15 protein-coding genes are annotated in these 20,080 nt (G+C 67.4%); 7 read left to right on the forward strand and 8 right to left on the reverse strand.

The genetic code is table 11. The annotated features are described in order from the left end of the window. Positions 1 to 66 precede the first annotated feature (66 nt). Positions 67 to 1,485, forward strand: a complete 1,419-nt coding sequence (locus PTQ19_RS08840; protein ID WP_274367060.1) for a carboxylesterase/lipase family protein — start codon at positions 67 to 69, stop codon at positions 1,483 to 1,485. A gap of 36 nt (positions 1,486 to 1,521) precedes the next feature. Here PTQ19_RS08840 and hemW read toward each other — a convergent pair whose 3' ends face one another. From hemW to lepA, 3 genes are read right to left on the reverse strand one after another with little or no spacing between them, the layout of a single operon-like run. Next, on the reverse strand, positions 1,522 to 2,760 hold the full coding sequence (gene hemW, locus PTQ19_RS08845) for a radical SAM family heme chaperone HemW (protein WP_274367061.1): 1,239 nt from the start codon (positions 2,758 to 2,760) through the stop codon (positions 1,522 to 1,524). Further along, complete coding sequence (locus tag PTQ19_RS08850) at positions 2,760 to 3,410, reverse strand: DUF1990 family protein (protein ID WP_179410622.1); 651 nt, start codon at positions 3,408 to 3,410, stop codon at positions 2,760 to 2,762. The genes hemW and PTQ19_RS08850 overlap by 1 nt, the downstream gene beginning before the upstream one ends. Positions 3,411 to 3,454: 44 nt before the next feature. After that, the gene (gene lepA / locus PTQ19_RS08855) at positions 3,455 to 5,323 is read right to left on the reverse strand and encodes a translation elongation factor 4 (RefSeq protein WP_179410621.1); all 1,869 of its coding nucleotides are present in this window, start codon (positions 5,321 to 5,323) and stop codon (positions 3,455 to 3,457) included. A 264-nt stretch (positions 5,324 to 5,587) separates the two neighbouring features. Here lepA and PTQ19_RS08860 point away from each other — a divergent pair, with 264 nt between their 5' ends. The 6 genes from PTQ19_RS08860 (at position 5,588) to rpsT (ending at position 12,558) form a co-directional block, all read left to right on the forward strand. Beyond that, positions 5,588 to 6,571: an ABC transporter permease gene (locus tag PTQ19_RS08860; RefSeq protein ID WP_274367062.1), complete on the forward strand. Its 984-nt coding sequence runs from the start codon at positions 5,588 to 5,590 to the stop codon at positions 6,569 to 6,571. A 1-nt stretch (position 6,572) separates the two neighbouring features. Further along, positions 6,573 to 7,505 (forward strand): ABC transporter permease, encoded by a 933-nt coding sequence (locus PTQ19_RS08865; protein WP_274367063.1) that lies wholly within the window; start codon positions 6,573 to 6,575, stop codon positions 7,503 to 7,505. After that, a complete protein-coding gene (locus tag PTQ19_RS08870; protein WP_274367064.1) occupies positions 7,502 to 9,442 on the forward strand; it encodes an ABC transporter ATP-binding protein in 1,941 nt (646 codons plus the stop codon). The genes PTQ19_RS08865 and PTQ19_RS08870 overlap by 4 nt, the downstream gene beginning before the upstream one ends. A gap of 151 nt (positions 9,443 to 9,593) precedes the next feature. Then, a complete protein-coding gene (locus PTQ19_RS08875) occupies positions 9,594 to 11,306 on the forward strand; it encodes an ABC transporter family substrate-binding protein (protein ID WP_274367065.1) in 1,713 nt (570 codons plus the stop codon). Positions 11,307 to 11,393: 87 nt separating this feature from the next. Next, complete coding sequence (locus tag PTQ19_RS08880; RefSeq protein ID WP_224817958.1) at positions 11,394 to 12,134, forward strand: alpha/beta fold hydrolase; 741 nt, start codon at positions 11,394 to 11,396, stop codon at positions 12,132 to 12,134. A 163-nt stretch (positions 12,135 to 12,297) separates the two neighbouring features. Further along, complete coding sequence (gene rpsT, locus PTQ19_RS08885) at positions 12,298 to 12,558, forward strand: 30S ribosomal protein S20 (protein ID WP_179410616.1); 261 nt, start codon at positions 12,298 to 12,300, stop codon at positions 12,556 to 12,558. A 116-nt stretch (positions 12,559 to 12,674) separates the two neighbouring features. On the opposite strand, the gene holA is transcribed toward rpsT, so the two are convergent. The 5 genes from holA to leuS form a co-directional block, all read right to left on the reverse strand. After that, the gene (gene holA, locus PTQ19_RS08890; protein WP_274367066.1) at positions 12,675 to 13,730 is read right to left on the reverse strand and encodes a DNA polymerase III subunit delta; all 1,056 of its coding nucleotides are present in this window, start codon (positions 13,728 to 13,730) and stop codon (positions 12,675 to 12,677) included. A gap of 46 nt (positions 13,731 to 13,776) precedes the next feature. Then, a complete protein-coding gene (locus PTQ19_RS08895; protein ID WP_274367067.1) occupies positions 13,777 to 16,041 on the reverse strand; it encodes a ComEC/Rec2 family competence protein in 2,265 nt (754 codons plus the stop codon). Then, on the reverse strand, positions 16,038 to 16,667 hold the full coding sequence (locus PTQ19_RS08900; RefSeq protein ID WP_274367068.1) for a ComEA family DNA-binding protein: 630 nt from the start codon (positions 16,665 to 16,667) through the stop codon (positions 16,038 to 16,040). The genes PTQ19_RS08895 and PTQ19_RS08900 overlap by 4 nt, the downstream gene beginning before the upstream one ends. A 140-nt stretch (positions 16,668 to 16,807) precedes the next feature. Next, positions 16,808 to 17,455, reverse strand: a complete 648-nt coding sequence (locus PTQ19_RS08905) for a hypothetical protein (protein ID WP_274367069.1) — start codon at positions 17,453 to 17,455, stop codon at positions 16,808 to 16,810. 77 nt (positions 17,456 to 17,532) lie between these two features. Then, positions 17,533 to 20,058 (reverse strand): leucine--tRNA ligase, encoded by a 2,526-nt coding sequence (leuS, locus tag PTQ19_RS08910; protein WP_274369064.1) that lies wholly within the window; start codon positions 20,056 to 20,058, stop codon positions 17,533 to 17,535. Between the last annotated feature and the right edge of the window lie 22 nt (positions 20,059 to 20,080).

Raw genomic sequence — 20,080 nt, forward strand, 5'->3', positions numbered from 1 at the left:
GCCAATCCTACCCCGCCCAGCCGAGCACCTGCCGAAGGCGGTGGGTCTGCCCCTAGGATGACGCTCATGAGCGACGCCCCCATCGCCACCCTCACGGACGGCGCTGTCCGCGGCTCCGTCACCGACGGGGTGCACCGATTCCTTGGTATCCCCTACGCCGCACCGCCCTTTGGCGAGAACCGGTTCCGGGAACCGCAACCGCCCGCCCCGTGGGACGACGTACGCGAGGCCACCGCGTTCGGTCCCACGTCGCCGCAGGTTCCCTACGCCGGTCCGATCGGCGAGCTGCTCGGGTCGGTGATCATCGACGGCGACGATGTGCTCACCGCAAACGTCTGGGCTCCGGCACAGGCAGAGCAAGCCCCAGTGGTGCTGTGGTTGCACGGCGGTGCGCTCGAACGTGGCACCGCCGCCATCCCGCTCTACGACGGCGCCGTGTTCGCCCGCGCCGGGATCGTCTTCGTCTCGGTCAACTATCGCCTCGGCTCTGAGGGGTTCTCGGTGCTGTCCGATGCCCCGGCGAACCTCGGTCTGCTCGATGCGGCCGCCGCCCTGGCATGGGTACGTCGAGAGGTCGCCGCGTTCGGGGGCGACCCCACTCAGATCACCGTGATGGGCGAGTCGGCGGGCGGGGCCCTCGTGGCCGGTCTGCTCGCGCTCGACACGTCGCGGCCGATGATCGCACGAGCAATCATCCAGTCGGGTCCGTTGCGGGCCCAGCCGCGGAAGAAGGCCGGACGCGTGACCGCGCAGCTGGCGAAGCTGCTGGGCATCCCCGCGGAGCGCGAGGCGTTCGCCGCCGTCACGCCAGAGCAGCTCCTCGAGGCTCGACGCACCCACGCAGCCGGTTCCTCACCGCTCGGCGGAGCCCCGGGTTTCCAGTTCGCGATCGACCCCGAGACCCTGCCGCGGTCTCCACATGACGTGCTGGGTGAGTCCGACGTTCCCCTGTTGATCGGCAGCAACACCGACGAGTACCGCCTGTGGTTCACCCCCGAGCAGCTCAGCAGGCTCACATCCTGGCATCTGTTGCTCGCCCGGCTCGCTCTGCGCATCCCCCGCCGCGCGATCGCCGCCTACCGAGCGGCATTCCCCGGGGCATCCACCGGCGAGATCTACGGTCAGGTCGCCACCGACCTGCTGCTGCGGGCGCCGCTGACCCGCGCGGCCGCATCCCGCCCGGCGCCCACCTACGTGTACGAGTTCACCTGGCGCAGTCCGGTGCGCGATCTGCGCGCCGCGCACGCACTCGAGCTGGGTTTCGTATTCGACCAACTCGCCTCAGCAGAAGCCCAGCGCATGACAGGGTCGGATGCCCCTCAGCACCTCGCCGACGAGATGCGCGACGCGTGGATCGCGTTCATCACGACCGGCGACCCCGGATGGGCCCCCTTCGGCGCAGAGCGCAGCACCCGGGTGCTGGACACACAGAGCGCGACGGTTCCGCAGCGACGCACCACCGGCCTGGACCTGCTCCCCGACTGAGCAGGGCACACGCCCGGCACTCGTCCTAGCGCGGAGTCACTCCGTCAGAGCGCGCACGACAGCATCCGCCAGCAGCCGCCCGCGCAACGTGAGCCGCACGCGGCGGTCGCGCACGGCGGCGGCGGCATCGACCAGTCCGTCCGAGATCAGCTCGGCGACCCGGGAGCGGTGGCTCTCGGCGATCTCAGAGATCGGCAGCCCCTCGGCGAGCCTGCTCTGCAGCAGCACGCGTTCGAGCGTCTGCGCCTCGTGATCAGGCCGTTCACGTCCCGCCGCAGGTGACTCCCCCGCGTGCAGGCGCTGCGCATACGCCGCCGGGTGCTTGACATTCCACCAGCGAAGTCCGGCGATGTGGCTGTGCGCTCCGGGCCCGAAACCCCACCAGTCCGAGCCCCGCCAGTAGGCCAGGTTGTGCCGCGAGGCGTGCGACGAGACGCTCCCCTGCTCGGAGCCACGCGCCCAGTTGCTGACCTCGTACCAGTCGAAACCCGCCGCGGCGAGACGGCTGTCGGCGAGCTCGTACATATCGGCCTGCAGGTCGTCATCGGGCGCGGGCACCTCGCCGCGGCGGATCTGCCGGGCGAGCTTGGTGCCGTCCTCGATGATCAGGGCGTACGCCGAGATGTGGTCGGGTTCGAGCGACAGGGCCGCGTCGAGCGAGGCCTCCCAATCGGCGAGAGACTCCCCCGGTGCTCCGTAGATGAGGTCGACGCTGACATCGAGACCCGCCTCGCGCGCCGCGTGCACCGCCGTCTCGACGTTCTCGGGACGGTGCGTGCGGTCCAGAGCCGCCAGCACGTGCGGCACCGCGGACTGCATCCCGATCGACAGGCGGTTCACGCCGGCATCCACCAGCGTCCGCACGACCTCCGGCGACACGGTGTCCGGATTCGCCTCGACCGTCACCTCGGCGCCGTTCCGGATGCCGAAGGCGTCCACAGCGTGCTCCAGCATGCGCGCCAGATCGCCAGGCGGCAGCAGGGTGGGGGTTCCGCCACCGAAGAACACCGTGTCAAGCGGGCGGATCCCGCCGGCTGCGTCCAGGACGTCGCGGGCGAGGTCGATCTCGCGCATCAAGGTCTCGGCGTACTCGTCCTGCCTGGCACCGCGCAGTTCGGTCGCGGTGTAGGTGTTGAAGTCGCAGTAGCCGCAGCGCACTCGGCAGAAGGGCACGTGCAGATAGGCCGAGAACGGGGCTGTCGCGTCGATCTCCAGATCGGCGGGCAGGCGTCCGTCAGCGGGTGCGGGATCCCCCAGCGGCAGAGCCCCCGGCATCAGATCGGCGTCGCGTACAGGGGCGAGATCGCCCGCAGATACCGCGCGAACAACTCGCGACGACGCCGGCGCACCATTCCGGGAAGGCGGTACAGCGCCGCCGTGGGCGCGTCGAATGCGCGCACGGTGAACCACACCTCGTCGGTGTCCTCACGCCAGTCCAGGTCGAACGACTCCTCGCCACTGACGACCGAACCGCCGACGGTTCCGAGCACGAACCCGACGCGGCGCCGCTCCTCGGTGACGGAGATCACCCGCAACTCGGCGTCAGCGCGCATACCCTTGACGCGTCCGTGCAGCTTCAACGTCATGCCGGGTGCGGCGAACGGTGTGCCCTCGGCGTCGAACCGCTGCTCGTGCTGGTTGCGGTTCGGCGCGATCGGCGCACCCTCGGCGTCGAAGCTGATCCCCGTGTACGCACCACCCGCAGCCGGGCGCACGTCTGAGATCTGCAGTCCGGCGGCGCGCTGAGCCGTCCATGACAACAACGACTCGGCCGCCGAACGGAATCGCTCTTCTCCGCTGCCGATCCGCCAGGACTCCTCGGCGGGGGTGCTGCGCTCCGGCGGATACTGCATGAGGTCTGGGGCATGGGTGGCCCCGACCGCGGCATAGTCGACCGTGCCTTCTCGGAATGTCCCGCGACGCATGTTTTCCAGACTACCCAGGCGAACCTGGGTGATCGCCCGCTCCCCTACTTCTTTTCCTTGCCCTCGACGTCACCCGACAGCGCGGCGATGAACGCCTCCTGGGGCACCTCGACACGGCCCACCATCTTCATGCGCTTCTTGCCCTCCTTCTGCTTCTCGAGCAGCTTGCGCTTTCGGCTGATGTCACCGCCGTAGCACTTGGCGAGCACGTCCTTGCGGATTGCACGGATGGTCTCCCTGGCGATGATGCGCGCACCGATCGCCGCCTGGATGGGCACTTCGAACTGCTGTCGGGGAATGAGCTTGCGCAGCCGCTCCGCCATCAGTGTGCCGTAGCTGTAAGCCTTGTCGCGGTGCACGATCGAGCTGAAGGCATCGACCTTGTCGCCCTGCAGCAGAATGTCGACCTTGACCAGGTCGGCCTCCTGACGGCCGTCCGGTTCGTAGTCGAGCGACGCGTAGCCCTGTGTCTTCGACTTGAGCTGATCGAAGAAGTCGAACACGATCTCACCGAGCGGCATCCGATAGCGCAGTTCGACGCGCTCCTCAGAGAAGTACTCCATACCCAGCAGGGCGCCACGGCGCGACTGGCACAGTTCCATCACCGTGCCGACGTAGTCCTTGGGCAGCAGGATCGCGGTCTTGACCATCGGCTCCGAGACCGAGGCGACGCGCCCGTCGGGGTACTCGCTCGGGTTGGTGACCGTCACGGTCTCACCGGTGTCGGTGGTGACCTCGTAGATCACGCTCGGTGCGGTGGTGATCAGGTCGAGACCGAACTCGCGCGAGAGCCGCTCGGTGATGATCTCGAGGTGCAGCAGTCCCAAGAAGCCACAGCGGAAGCCGAACCCGAGCGCCACCGAGGTCTCGGGTTCGTACTGCAGCGACGCGTCGGACAGCTTGAGCTTGTCGAGCGCCTCGCGCAGCTCGGCGTAGTCGCTGCCGTCGATGGGATAGATGCCCGAGAACACCATCGGCTTCGGGTCGGTGTAGCCGGGGAGAGGGTCGGATGCCGGGCCCCGGACGGTCGTGACGGTGTCACCGACCTTCGACTGGCGAACGTCCTTCACGCCCGTGATGAGGTATCCCACCTCGCCGACGCCCAAACCCTTGGACGGGATCGGCTCTGGGCTGGACACACCGATCTCGAGCAGCTCGTGCGTCGCCTTGGTCGACATCATCTGCACGCGCTCGCGCGGCGAGAGCTGTCCGTCGACCATGCGCACGTAGGTGACCACTCCGCGATAGGAGTCGTACACCGAGTCGAAGATCATTGCGCGCGCCGGAGCATCCGGGTCACCGACCGGGGCCGGGATATCGCGCACGATGCGATCGAGCAGCTCTTCCACGCCGACGCCCGTCTTGCCCGAGACGCGCAGCACGTCCTCCGGGCGACCACCGATCAGGTCGGCGAGCTCTTTGGCGAACTTGTCCGGGTCGGCCGCGGGCAAGTCGATCTTGTTGAGCACGGGAATGATGTGCAGGTCGTTCTCAAGAGCGAGATAGAGGTTCGCGAGCGTCTGCGCCTCAATGCCCTGTGCGGCATCGACGAGCAGGATCGCGCCCTCGCATGCGGCAAGCGAACGCGACACCTCATAGGTGAAGTCGACGTGACCGGGAGTGTCGATCATGTTCAGCGCGAAGGTCTCAAGGCCTTCCCCGTCGGATGGGGAGGTCGACCACGGCATCCGCACTGCCTGGCTCTTGATCGTGATGCCGCGCTCGCGCTCGATGTCCATGCGGTCGAGGTACTGCGCACGCATGTCACGATCGGCTACCGATCCGGTGACCTGGAGCATGCGGTCGGCGAGCGTCGACTTGCCGTGGTCGATGTGGGCGATGATGCAGAAGTTGCGGATCTGCGTGGCCGGGGTCGCGGCGGGTGACAAGGGAGTGAGAGCGCGGGGTGACATGTGGTCCTTGATGCTTCAGAGCAGGTTCAGATCAGTCTACGTTCCGGGGCCCGGTTCCCCCAGTCGTCGGCCCGGCGGCGCGACCGATGATAGTCTCGCGAAGTTGCCCGGGCGAAAATCCCCCCGTTTCGGGCAGACGAACTCCGTCACGGCCGTCGGTGATCTCGATGTGCGCTGAGCGCGGGATGATGCTTGAATGTGTTCCCGACTCAGCGGCGCGTCGGAGATCCCGGGCACGGCTGTAGAAGAGAAAGAATCAACACCTTGATCAAGTATCTCGTGCGCCGGGCACTCGGCTGGCTGCTGATGATCGTGGTCGCGACCAACGTCACCTACTTCCTGGCGTGGTCGTTCCTGGATCCGCGCAGCAACTACGTAGGCCGAAGGCCTCCCCTGACCGAAGAGCAGATGGAAGGTCTGCTCGGGCCTCGCAATCTCAGCGAGTCCACACCGCTGATCGAACGGTGGTGGACCTGGTTCTCGGGAATCCTCTTCCGCTGGGACTGGGGTGTGAGCCCCACGGGCGGCTCGGTCAACGAAGAGGTCGCGTACCGCATGTGGATCAGCGCCGAGCTGGTGCTCGGGGCGACGATCATCGCGACGTTGCTCGGTATCTGGATCGGTGTTTACACCGCATCGCGCCAGTACAAGCTGGGTGACCGCGTGTGGCAGGCCGTGTCGATCGTGACGATGAACATCAACATCATCGTGGCGGGCCTGGCGATCGTGATCCTCGCGATCAACTTCAACAACTGGACCGGCACCCGCGTGTTCTACGTCACGGGTTCGTCGAGCCCCGGCGTCACCGGGTTCTTCCCCGTGTTGATCGACACGTTGCAGCACCTGATCCTGCCGACGATCGCGCTGGTGGTCATCAGCTACGCGGGTACGCACTTCTTGCAGCGGTCGTTGCTGCTCGACAACATCAAGGCCGACTACGTGCGCACGGCGCGGGCGAAGGGCCTGACCAAGCAGCAGGCGATCCGCAAGCACGCGCTGCGCACCTCGCTCATTCCGGTCGCCACGCAGGTCGCCTTCTCGATCCCCGCGATCTTCACCGGCGCTGTGCTGACGGAGCAGATCTTCGCGTGGCAGGGCATGGGCCGTTACTTCTTGACCACCATCAACACCAACGACGTGCACGGCGTTGTCGCAGTCGCAGCCTTCGGCGCCCTGCTGACCGCCATCGGCGCCATCCTCGCCGACATCACGGTCGTGGTTCTCGACCCGCGAGTGAGGGTGAGCTGATATGAGCGCCGACACCATCGACCCGTCTGTGCAGCCCCCCGTCGGCCCCGACACGACGGCAGAGCGCATTCCCGCCAAGCAGCTGTCCAAATGGACGCTGTACACCCGTCGCTTCATGCGCAACAAGCCCGCTGTCGCCGGCGTCATCATCTTCGTGCTTCTGGCGCTGTGCTCGATCATCGTTCCGCTCGTGTCGCGGTACACCGTCACCGACATGGACTTCCTGAACCTGTCGACCGGCCCCTCGGCCGAGCACTGGTTCGGCACGAACGCGTCGGGCAACGACACGTTCACCCAGACGTTCGTCGGTCTGCAGCGTTCGCTCATGATCGCGGTGATCGTCTCGGTCGGCATCACTGCGATCTCGGCGATCGTCGGCACCGCGGCCGCCTACTTCGGCGGTCGTATCGAGCGGGTCACGCTGGTGATCATCCACTTCTTCATGGTGATCCCGACCTTCCTGATCCTCGCCCTCGTCTCGAACGACTCCGGCGGCGACTGGCGCATCATCTCGATGGCGCTGATCTTCGTCGGCTGGTTCTTCCCCGCCCGCGTCATCTGGACCATGGCACTCTCGCTGCGCGAGCGCGAGTACGTGCACGCCGCCCGCTACATGGGCGTGCGAGGTATGCGCATCGTCATGCGTCACCTGCTGCCGAACATCGGCTCGCTCCTGGTGATCAACTTCACGCTCGGTGTTGTGGCGGCCGTGATGACTGAGACCGGACTGTCGTTCATCGGCATGGGCGTGAAGATCCCTGACGTCTCGCTCGGATCGCTGATCGGCGAGGGCGCGGCGAGCGTGACCAGCGCGCCGTGGCTGTTCTACTTCCCCGCCGCCGCGCTCACGCTGCTGACCGTTTCGATGGCGCTCGTAGCCGACGGCCTGCGCGACGCCCTTGATCCCACTTCTTCGGCAGGAGGCCGCGCATGAGCACCACGAAGGACACCGTCCTCTCCGTCCGCGACCTGAAGGTCAGCTTCGCCTCCGAGGCCGGCCGTGTCGACGCCGTGCGCGGTGTCTCGTTCGACCTCGAAGCAGGAAAGACCCTCGGCATCGTCGGCGAATCCGGATCCGGCAAGTCGGTCACATCGCTGGCCATCATGGGTCTGCTCGATGAGAACGCGAAGGTCACCGGCTCGATCCAGTTCGAGGGCCAGGAGCTGCTCGGCAAGACCGACAAGCAGATGTCGGTGATCCGCGGCAACGGCATGGCCATGGTCTTCCAGGACCCGCTGACCTCGCTGACGCCGGTGTTCACGATCGGTGATCAGCTGATCGAGGCGCTCACCGTGCACCGCGGCATGTCGAAGCAGGAGGCGTGGGACCGTTCGCTCGAGCTGCTCTCGCTGGTGGGCATCACCGAGCCGGTCAAGCGCATGAAGTCGTTCCCGCACGAGTTCTCCGGCGGCATGCGCCAGCGCGTCGTCATCGCCATCGCGATGGCCAACAACCCGCGCCTGATCATCTGCGACGAGCCGACGACCGCGCTGGACGTCACCATCCAGGCGCAGATCCTCGACCTCATCGAGAAGGCGCAGGGCGAGTCGGGCGCTGCCGTGATCATGATCACGCACGACATGGGCGTGGTCGCGCGCACCGCCGACGACGTGATGGTGATGTACGCCGGCCGTCCGGTCGAGCACGCACCCGCGCACGAGCTGTTCCACCGCACCCGGATGCCCTACTCGATCGGTCTGCTCGGGGCGATCCCGCGCGTCGACAAGGTCGAGAAGGAGCCACTGACCCCGATCAAGGGCAACCCGCCGCTGCTGATCGATCTGCCCGATGCGTGCCCGTTCGCGTCGCGTTGCCCGATCGCCGTCGCGGCGTGCACCACGCGTGAGCCCGACCTGGCGCCCGTCACCACCGGTAGCGGTGACCCGCACCTGGCCGCGTGCATCCGTGCCGAAGAGATCGACGACGACGGACTGATCGGCGGCCTGCCCGTCTACCCGGTGCAGAAGACTCCGGACAGCGACCTGCTGCACACGCCGCGTGAGCAGCGCCCGGTGACGCTCGAAGTGCGCAACATGGTCAAGACCTTCCCGCTGACCAAGGGCGCCTTCCTCAAGCGCAAGGTCGGCGAGGTGCACGCGGTCAAGGGCATCAGCTTCGACGTGCGCGAGGGCGAGACCATGGCGATCGTCGGCGAGTCGGGGTCGGGCAAGACCACGACGCTGCTGCAGATCATGGACTTCGTCAAGCAGCCCGAGGGCGACATCGTCATCGCGGGAACGAGCATCAACGGTCTGCACGACCGCAAGCTCGAGCGTGCGTTGCGCCGCGATATCCAGATCGTGTTCCAGGATCCGATGGGCGCTCTCGATCCGCGCATGACCGTCACTGATGTCATCGCCGAGCCGATGCGCGCCATCGGCATGCCGAAGGACCAGGTGCTCGCGCGCGTGCAGGAGCTGATGGACCTCGTGGGTCTGAACCCCGCGCATCGCGATCGCTTCCCCGGTGCCTTCTCGGGTGGTCAGCGCCAGCGCATCGGTATCGCTCGGGCGCTGTCGACCAACCCAAAGATCATCGTGCTCGATGAACCCGTCTCGGCCCTGGACGTGTCGATCCAGGCCGGCGTGATCAACCTGCTCGACGAGCTGAAGGTCAAGCTGGGGCTGTCGTACCTGTTCGTCGCGCACGACCTGTCGGTGATCCGTCATATCGCCGACCGTGTGGCGGTGATGTACCTCGGCGAGTTCGTCGAGCACGGCGACGTGGACGAGGTCTTCGACAACCCGAAGCACCCGTACACCCAGGCGCTGCTGTCAGCCATCCCTGTGCCGGACCCCGACATCGAGCGCACTCGTCAGCGCGTGGTGTTCGATCCGGAGACGATGACGACCAAGCCCGCGACCGTCTGAGGATCACCATCGGGTAACGCGGGGATCACCGTCGTGCAACGACGCATCACCGTCCGATAACAGTTAGGCGGGATTCACTCTCACCGAACGTGAACCCCGAGATCGCGAACTATTCTCCCCTTATGACACGCCGCAAGGCGAAAGGAGCACCATGAAGCAGCAGAAGCTGATGGGAGCGCTGGCACTCACCGGCGCTTTCGCACTCGTCCTGACGGGCTGCGCCACTGACTCCGGCAACACCGGTGACAATGGCGACAACGGAGGGCAGTCGGCAGAGACGTCGGCCGCGGACTACAACCCCCAGCCCCGCGAGAACCTTCAGGAAGGCGGCACGGTCAACTTCCCGATCAACGAGATCCCCGAGCAGCTGAACTCGTTCCACGGAGACGGCAGCGCCGACACCGCGCGCGTCTCCGCCTGGTACAAGCCGCAGATCCTGCTGCAGGAGCCGGACGGCACGCCGTACAAGCACGACGCCTACCTCGACGAGTGGAAGATCGACACGGTCGACGGCAAGACCCAGATCACCTTCACCTTCACCGAAGAGGCCACCTGGAACGACGGCACGCCGATGGACTGGACCGCCATCGACGCCACCTGGAAGGCCAGCCGTTCGACGGATGAGGGCTTCGTGCCCAACGCCACCGACGGCTACAAGGAGATCGAGACGGTCGAGCAGGGTGACACCCCCAAGACCGCCATCGTCACCTTCAAGGGCGAGTTCGCCTGGCCGCAGATGCCGTTCCTCACGGGCGTCATCCACCCCGACATGGCCGACCCCGAGAACTTCAACAACGGCATGATCGACGAGCCGCACGCCGAGTGGGGCGCCGGTCCGTACACGGTCGACGAGTTCGACGCGAACAAGGACTACATCTCGTTCAAGCCGAACGAGATGTGGTGGGGCGAGAAGCCGCTGCTCGACAAGGTCACGTTCACCGGCATGGACGCCCAGGCCTCGATCAACGCCTTCAAGAACGGCGAGGTCGACATGGTCGGCGTCGGCACCAAGGACCGTCTGGCACAGGTCGCCGACATGGACGGCATCACGATCCACCGTGCGCAGCAGACCGCGAACACGCTGCTCGAGGTTGACGCCGACAAGCCGCAGTTCGAGGACGTCAAGGTGCGTGAGGCATTCTTCCTCGCCATCGACATCGAGCAGCAGAAGACGATCGCCTGGAACGGCCTCGACTACACCGAGGACCCGGCCGGCTCGCTCACGCTGTTCTCGTTCCAGCCCGGCTACCACAACTCGCTGGAGAAGGCCGGCTACGAGTTCAACGTCGAGAAGGCCAAGGGCCTGCTGGATGAGGCCGGTTGGACCGAGGGCGAAGACGGTATCCGCGAGAAGGACGGCGAGAAGCTGTCTGTCGTGTACCCGATCTTCAGCGACGACCCGACCCAGAAGGCGCTCGCGCAGTCGCTGCAGACCATGCAGAAGGCTGTCGGCATCGACCTTCAGGTCGACGTGCGCCCCTCGAACAAGTTCGCCGAGGACTACACCTCGAAGAACTGGGACGTCGCCGGTCTGCGCTTCACCTCGTCCGACCCGTTCGGTGCTGCGTGGTTCTGCCAGCTGTACTGCCAGGACATGGGCCTGAACCTCTCGGGCGTGCAGACGCCCGAGATGGACGAGCGCATCAAGAACGAGGTCGAGTCGATCACCGACCCGGTCGAGCAGACCGCGGCCGCGATGGACCTCGAGGTCGAGATCTTCCAGGACTGGGGCATCATCCCGCTGTACAACGGTCCGTCGATCTCGGCGGTCAAGGAGGGTCTGGCCAACCTGACCCCCGAGCCCTACACGGGTCTTGACCTGTTCGGCGTTCAGCCGGTCGAGAACATGGGCTGGGAGAAGTAAGCACTTCGCTCTTCCCGAGGCGGGGTCGGTGGTTCATCCACCGGCCCCGCTTCTCTGTTGGCGGTGACTGGTTCCTATGCTGGTGGGGTGAGCGCTTCTCCCCATCAGCCCGTCCAGGTCGTCCTGGTACACGGCATCCGCACGTCGGCGACGATGTGGCGGTCGCAACTGACGTGGCTGACCGAGCACGATGTTCCGGCTCATGCTGTCGATTTGCCCGGGCACGGCACCCGCATGGCCGAGCCCTTCGCACTCGACAGCGCGCTCGCGACGATCGATGACGCCGTGCGCGAGGCCGCCACGCGCGGACCCGTGCTGCTCGTCGGGCATTCCATGGGCGGCCTGCTGAGCCTGGAATACGTCGGGAGTGAGTCTCGGCCGCCGGTCGCCGGTCTGATCGCGGCTTCGTGCACTGCACTCCCCCGCGGTGCCGCCCTGCAGACCTATCGCACACTCGCAGGGGCGCTGGACCGCTTGCCTGATCGCGGCATCTGGTTGGCCGAACAGGTGCTCAACGCGACGATCCCGCCCGAGACGCGCCCCGACTTTGCCGCGGGCGGCTACGCGCTCGATGCGCAGGATGTCGCGCTCAGGAGTCTCGCCTCGCTGGATCTGACCAGCGCGCTGGGCCGCATCGATGTGCCCCTGTGGCTGGTCAACGGGCAGTTCGATCAGCTGCGCACCCACGAGTCGCTTTTCACCCGCCTTGCTCCGCAGGCCGAACTGATCGTCGTGCCGCGTACCTCGCACCTCGTCACGGCGATGCGCCCGCGGGTCTTCAATGCGGTGCTGCAACTGGCGCTGGCGGTCGTCCGCGAGGCGAACTGAGTCATCGCGACGCTCCGTGGTCTGCGTGCTGGCACCGGAGCAGGCCCGTTGCTGGTAGCATTGACTCTTGGCTTGCGTGTGGGTTTGTCCCTCACGACCGCTGTGCGACGCCCCTCTCCCGTCGGCAGCATCCGAATACAATCCAGACAGAAAGCGTCCACACGTGGCAAACATCAAGTCGCAGATCAAGCGCAACAAGACCAACCTGAAGGCTCAGGAGCGCAACCGCGCCGTCAAGAGCGAGCTGAAGACCCTCGTCCGCAAGACCCGCGAGGCTGTCGCAGCCGGCGACAAGGAGGCCGCTGAGGCTTCGCTGAAGGTCGCGTCCGTCAAGCTCGACAAGGCCGTCAGCAAGGGTGTCGTGCACAAGAACCAGGCGAAGAACCGCAAGTCGTCGATCGCCAAGCAGGTTGCCGCGCTCTGAGTCCACAGAGACTTTCGAAGGCCCGTCCCCGGTGGGGGGCGGGCCTTCTGCGTTTCCGTCCGTGGCATCGGCGCACGCCGAGGACGTCGGATGCTACCGGCGGGCCACGTATCGGATCAGGCGCCGTACGACTGTCGCGTCGCCACGACGGTGACCATGCGCTCCAGAGCGAAGATCGGGTCGCGCGCAGCGCCCTTGACCTCGCCGTCGGCGCGGGCCGTCGCCTGAATCGCCATGCCGAGAGAGCGATCGTTCCAGCCGGCGAGGTCGCGGCGCGCACGGTCGACCTGCCAGTCCTTCATACCCAGGCGTTGCGCGAGTTGCCGGCTCGGCTCCCGGTTACCCGCGACACGTGCCATGGTGCGCAGTTTCATGGCGAAGGCGGCCACCATCGGCACGGGGTCGGCGCCCGAGGCCAGGGCGTGCCGTAGCGCGATGAGCGCCTCGCCGTGGTGCCCGGCGATCGCCGTGTCGGCGACGACGAAGGCCGAGACTTCAACGCGGCCGCCGTAGTACCTCGTGATCACGTCGTCAGTGATGTCACCCTCAACATCGCCGATGAGCTGTTGGCAGGCAGCGGCGAGTTCGGTGAGGTCGTCGGCGAACGCTGAGACCAGGGCCCGCAGTGCCGACGGCTGAATGCGTTTGCGTGCGGCCTTGAACTCGCCCGCGGCGAAGTCCACTCGGTCGCTGTCGCGCTTGACCGCGGCGCACGGGATCTCGATGCCGTCGCCCGTGCCCGCACGGATGGCATCGAGCAGCTTCTTGCCGCGCACCGTCGCACCGGTGTGACGGAGCACGACGGTCGCACCCTCCTGGGGGTGCTCGATGTACTTCAGCGCCTCAGTCAGGAAGGCATCCGAGCACTTCTCGACCCCCGACACGCGCACCAGGCGCGGCTCGCCGAACAGCGAGGGTGAGGTGAGCGCGAACAGGGTGCCGGCTTCGTAGTCATCAGCCCGCAGATCGCTGACTTCGACGGCGGGGTCTTCGGTCCGCAGATAGTCGCGCACGCCGGCGATGGCCCGCTCGGCGAGCACTTCTTCAGGCCCGGAGACCAACACGATGGATGCCGGACGCGGCTCGCGCCACGGCACCTGGGGGATCTTCGTCCCCTTGGCCGCGCCGGCGCGCGCCCCGGAGCCTCGGGCGGAAGAACGGGCGGCAGGCATGACATCCATCCTACCGGCGGGTGCCGACACCCCACGGCGTGGAGCCCTACTCCCGGCCGTGGTTCTCTGCCCAGATCACGATGCGCCCGTCATCCTGCCCGAGCAGCACCAGGCCGTGCTGATCAGTGCGCAGCACGCGGTTGCCGGTCGCCTGAAGAATGCGCAGGGTGTCGTCCCGGGGGTGCCCGTAGTCGTTGTCCTCGCCGACACCGATCAACGCCACCCGCGCACCAACAGCGGCGTACAGCGCAGGTTCCTGATCGCCACTGCCGTGGTGCGAGACCTTCACCACCGGATAGCGTCCGATCCCATGGGCCAACAGCGCACGCTGCGGTGCCGCGGACAGATCGCCGAGCATCAGCATCCGCGGTACTCCCCCGCCACCGATCTCGATCACCGCGCTGGCGTCGTTGCCCGGCGGGTACGCCGCCGAGGCGCGTTCCGGCCACAGCACGCGCCACTCGGCGTCGCCAAGGCGGCCGTGCATCCCCGCGGCGGCGGGAACCAGCGTCGCGCCAGCGGATGCCAGCCGCTGCAGCGTCTGCTCATCCTGCGCCTCTGCGGGTGGGCCGTGCAGAACCGTGCCGACGCGGCCCTCGAGTGCCCCGGCGGCGCCGACGTGATCGAGATCGAAATGGGTGATCACGAGCAGGTCGATGCGCGTCGTGCCCGTCGCGGCGAGGCATTCCTGCAGCGCGCTCGGATCGGGTCCGGTGTCGACCAGCGCAGTGCGTCCCTGCGAGCGGATGAGCACCGCATCGCCCTGGCCCACATCGCACATCGCGATCGACCATGCCTGGGGTGTGCGCATCGCCGCGAGCGGCCCCGCCAGCAACGCCCTCCCTCCGGCGATCGCGAGCGCGACGATGACGACCACGGCGGCGCTGCGCCTGAGCAGCACCGAGCGCGGTCGCACGAGCACGAGGGTCGCTGCGATGCTGAGCACCGCGACGACCGCCGCTGAGAGCGGACCGGCGACGACCCCGACAGTCGCACCGGGAAGGCTGGCGCTGACCGTCGCGGTGGTCTGGATCCACGCCGCCGGCAGCCACGCGGCCGCCGCGAACAGGTCGGCCAGCAGGGGTGCCGGAGCGGCCAGACAGGCAAGCAGTCCGATCACGGTGGCGACGGGCGCGGCCGGCGCCGCGAGGAGATTCGCGGCGACGCCGACGATCGACTGCTGGTCGGAGAACAACGCGACGATCGGCCCGCAGACCACCTGCGCCGCCAGCGGTACCGACAGCGCCAGCGCCAGCGGTTGGGGCATCCATTGGCCGAGGCCGCGCATCAGCGGACGAGAAAGCACCAGCAGCGCCCCGGTCGCCGCCGCCGACAGCGCGAAGCCGGGCGTGGCCGCCAGCCAGGGGTCGGCGACCAACAGTCCGCACACGGCCAGCGACAGCATCGCCAGGCCCGCGCTCGGTCGCCCGAGCAAGATGGTCAGCATCGCCAGCGCGGCCATCACCGAGGCGCGGATCACGCTGGGCTCAGGTGTCACGAGCACGACGAACGCCCCGAGAGCGAGCAGAGCGAGCCCCACTCTCAGCGCCCGGCTTCCCCCGAGCAACGACACTGCCCAGAACACCGCGGCGACGACGATGGCACAGTTCGCCCCGCTGACCGCGGTCAAGTGGCTGAGTCCGGATGCCAGCATCGCCGCGTTCAGCTCGTTCGAGACCGCACGGGTGTCGCCAACGGCGAGTCCCGGGAGAAGCCCTGCACCGGGTTCGGGCAACCGGGTGGCGCGGACGATGAAGTCGGCGCGCGTCGTTGCCGCGATCGCGAAGATGCCCGTCGCGGGCCGGGCGATCTCTGCGCGCGTGCCGAAGATCACCAGCGCGGCGCGCTCTCCGGCATCCGTCGCCTTGGCCTGCCCGGTGACCCGCACCAGCGCACCCAGATCGGCACCGTCGATCGGTTCGACGCCCACGCGCACCGGCGCAGAAGTCTTCTCCGCCTGCTGTGGCGGACCGATCTCTACGGTCTGCGCGTCGAACCACAGCCGCCCATCGCTTCCGATGGTGGTCGATGAGGTCACCTCGACGAGCGCCTCGACCACGTGCCCGTCGTGCTCGGCGAGCATCTCCCGTTGCGGCTGGGCGCCCGCGACCGTCGTGGCCACGGCGGCCCCGCACAACAGGGCAAGAACGATGAGGCCCGCTCCGCTGCGGCGCCGCAGGGCCATCGCAGCAAGCGCCGCAAGGCCTGCTGCCGCGCCTGCGGTCGCCCATGCCGATCCGGGCATATACACCAGCGCGAGCGCCACACCCCACAGCACGAGCGCGAGCACCGAACTGCGCAGGTCGTTCACACGCGCACCTTGTCGCGCACACCGGCCAACAGCTTCTCACCGATGCCAGGCACCGCCTGCAGGTCGTCGACCGAGCGGAACCGTCCGTTCTCTTCGCGCCAGTCGATGATGCGCTGGGCCAGGGCCGGGCCGATCCGCGGCAGCGTCTCCAGCGCCGCCTGATCGGCGGTGTTCAGGTCGATAAGCCCGTCTGTGCCGATCCCTCCGGATCCGGCCCCGGCCGGCGGGTCCGCACCGATCTCGGGAACGACGACCTGTTCACCATCACTGAGCGGGCGCGCGAGATTCACCGCCTGCAGGTCGGCGTTCTCACGCGTGCCACCCGCCGCCGCGAGCGCGTCGACCAGACGCGCATCAGCTTCCAGAATGTACAGGCCGGGGTTGACGACCTCGCCGAGAACATGCACGTACAGTTCCGCTCCCCCGAGCACGTCCGAGCCATCGGATGCCACGACCCCGGCATCATCGACGGGGATGCTGTCGATCGGCGCCGCCTGCCCGCGCAGGATGCCCCAGCCCACCGCCGCCGAGAGCACGACGAGACCCACCGTGACGGCGACGCCGACGCCCATCCGCAGGCGCGGCCGCGCCGCCGCTTCGGAGTCGGAGTCATCAGCGGAACGCACTCCGTCACGCTATGCGCGCACGGCGGGTACTGATCGCCGGCCGGCCGGAAGCTGTGCACAACCCGCGCATGAGACGCGGCTGTGCATGGCGTCAGCGAGTCGGTAGTGTCCTGAACCCGCAGAGCCGCTTCGAGGAACGCCTACGGCCGAACCGAGCCCCGCGGCGACAGCCTCCGGAAGACGTACGCGTAAGCGGACCGCGTGTACGCGATTCCGCGTCCGCTGTCGCGGATCCGTTCGACGTTCGCGGCATCGCCGACCTTCGGCACAAGGTAAGTGTGCAGGTCCTGGGTATCGAGACGGTAGCGACCAGCACGATGGTGCACCGCCGCAATCAACTGCAGGTCGGGATCGAGCGCGGCGATACTGGCGTCGCCATGACTGGTGTTGGCCAGCAGCAGACCGTCCGGCTTCACGTACCGACGACAGCTGTCCCAGACGGGTCCGGCGTAGAGCGAGATGAGCAGATCGAATCGGCCGTCCGCCAGCGACAGCGGTTTCGTGTAATCAGAGCCGATGAACTCGACCACGTTCCCCATGCCCGAGGCCGCCTCGGCGAGGTCAGCCTGGACGCGATCCGCATCGCGGAAGTAGCCGGCGGCACGTTTGTCTGTGTCGACATACGTGACCGACCGGATCGCTGAGGATGGTGAGAGGTCGACGTAGCTGCCGGGATACAGTGCGTCCGCTACGCCCCACACCGAAGCGATCTCGGCGAACAGCGGTGACCTGTCGCCGATCGATTCACGGTACGCCTTCCATGGCGACGGTGCGTCCGCGTTTCTCATGCCGTCTGCCACACCGCTGCTCGTCCACGAGACGTGGATCTCGTGGACGAGCAGCGGCAGTACAGCATCTGTGTGTGTCAGCCCTTGACGGCGAAGTTCACGATCTTCGGCGCGCGGACGATGACGCGGACGATCTGCTTGCCCTCGAGTGCACGCTGCACCCGCTCATCGGCGCGGGCGAGTGCCTCCAGCTCGGTCTCCGAGATCTTCGCCGGAACATCGAGCGTGGCGCGTACCTTTCCGCCCACCTGAACAGCGCAGGTGATGGTGTCCTCGACCATGAGCGACGGGTCTGCCTGCGGCCACGTCACGAGGCCGACCGACGGCTGGTGACCGAGGATCTCCCACATCTCCTCCGCGGTGTGCGGGGCGATGAGATCGAGCATCACGGCGACCGTCTCGGCAGCCTCGCGCACGGCCGGGTCGGCGGCGCCCGCTCCGGTGTCGATGGTCTTGCGGATCGCGTTGACGAGCTCCATCAGCCTCGCGACGAGCACGTTGAACTTGGTCTGCTCGACCAGTCCTGGGGCCTCGGCGAGCAGGTGGTGAGTCACGCGACGCAGCGCGGCGTCACCGCCGTCGAACGAGGTGCCGGGAGCCGTCGCGACGTCGGTGGCGACGCGCATGGCACGGGACAGGAACTTCTGAGCGCCGGTCATCGAGACGTCGGCCCAGTCCTTGTCGTCCTCCACCGGACCGGCGAAGGCCAGGCCCACCCGCAGCGCGTCGGCGCCGAAGGCTTCGAGCTCTTCCTGGAACAGCACCAGGTTGCCCTTGGACTTCGACATCTTCGCGCCATCGAGGATCACCATGCCCTGGTTGATCAGGCTCGAGAACGGCTCGGTGAACTCGACCAGGCCCATGTCGTACAGCACCTTGGTGATGAAGCGTGCGTACAGCAGGTGCAGAATGGCGTGCTCGACGCCGCCGATGTACGAATCGATCGGCGCCCAACGGCGCGCCTGCGCCGGGTCGAAGGCCACCTGGTCACTGTTCGGCGACAGGAAGCGCAGGTAGTACCAGGAGCTGTCCACGAAGGTGTCCATCGTGTCGGGGTCACGCAGCACGGGCTCGCCCGTGCTCGGGTCGACCGTGCGCACCCACGCCTCAGCGGCGCCCAGCGGCGAGCTGCCCTTGGGTGACAGGTCGAGTCCTTCGACGCTCGGCAGGCGCACCGGCAGCGCCGACTCGTCGACCGGCACGACGTCGCCGTCCTCGGTGTGCAGCATCGGGATCGGCGTGCCCCAGAACCGCTGGCGCGAGATCAGCCAGTCGCGCAGACGATAGTTCTTGGCTGCGCGGCCCAGACCGTCCTTCTCGAGGCGCTCGATCTGACGCGCGACCGCCGTGCGCTTGGAGAGGCCGTCCAGCTCACCCGAGTTGATCATCCGGCCCTCGCCGGTCAACGCGATACCCGTGTGCGACGGATGCTGCTCATCGAGGGTCGCCACAGCGACGCCGTCGTCATCGGTCTCGATCACCGGGATCGTGCCGGTGACGGGCGCGGTGGTGTCGACGACGACCTTGACCGGCAGGTCGAAGGCGCGCGCGAAGTCGAGGTCGCGCTGGTCGTGCGCCGGCACCGCCATGACAGCGCCATGACCGTAGTCGGCCAGCACATAGTCGGCCGCCCAGATGGGCATCCGCTCGCCGTTGACGGGATTGACCGCGAAACGCTCCAGGAACACACCGGTCTTGGGGCGGTCAGTCGACTGACGGTCGATCTCACTGGTCTTCTGCACCTGAGCGAGGTACTCGGTGAAACGCTGCTGCACCTCGGCCGGGGCATCCGCCGCCAGCTCGGAGGCGAGATCGGAGTCGGGAGCGACGACGAAGAACGTCGCCCCGTGCAGCGTGTCGGGCCGCGTCGTGAACACGGTGACGGGCTCGTCACGCCCCTCGATGCGGAAGTCGACGTCGGCACCGACCGAGCGGCCGATCCAGTTGCGCTGCATCTGCAGCACCTTGTGCGGCCAACGGCCCTCGAGCTGGTTGAGGTCGTCGAGCAGTCGGTCGGCGTAGTCGGTGATGCGGAAGTACCACTGCGTGAGCTTCTTCTTGACGACCTCGGCGCCACAGCGCTCGCAACGGCCGTCGACCACCTGCTCGTTCGCCAGCACGGTCTGGTCATTGGGGCACCAGTTGACCGGGCTCTTCTTGCGGTACGCGAGCCCGCGCTCGTACATCTTCAGGAACAGCCACTGGTTCCAGCGGTAGTACTCCGGGTCGGAGGTGTGCAGCACGCGCGACCAGTCGAAGGACACACCGTACGACTGGAACGCCGCCTTCTGCTGCGCGATGTTCTGGTAGGTCCACTCACGCGGGTCGGCGCCGCGACGGATCGCGGCGTTCTCGGCGGGCAGACCAAACGAGTCCCATCCGATCGGGTTGAGCACGTTGTGCCCGCGGTGACGCCAGAACCGTGCGACGACGTCGCTGTAGAGGTAGTTCTCGGCGTGCCCCATGTGCAGATCGCCCGAGGGGTACGGGAACATCGCCAGCACGTACTTGCGCGGACGGTCGTCATCGTCGCCGCCGGCAAGGAACGTCTCGTTCTCGGCCCAGTACTGCTGCCACTTGCGCTGGATGTCGTGCGCGGACATCCCCTCGGTGGGCTCGGCGGGT

Source organism: Microbacterium esteraromaticum (genome assembly GCF_028747645.1).
GTDB lineage: Bacteria > Actinomycetota > Actinomycetes > Actinomycetales > Microbacteriaceae > Microbacterium > Microbacterium esteraromaticum_C.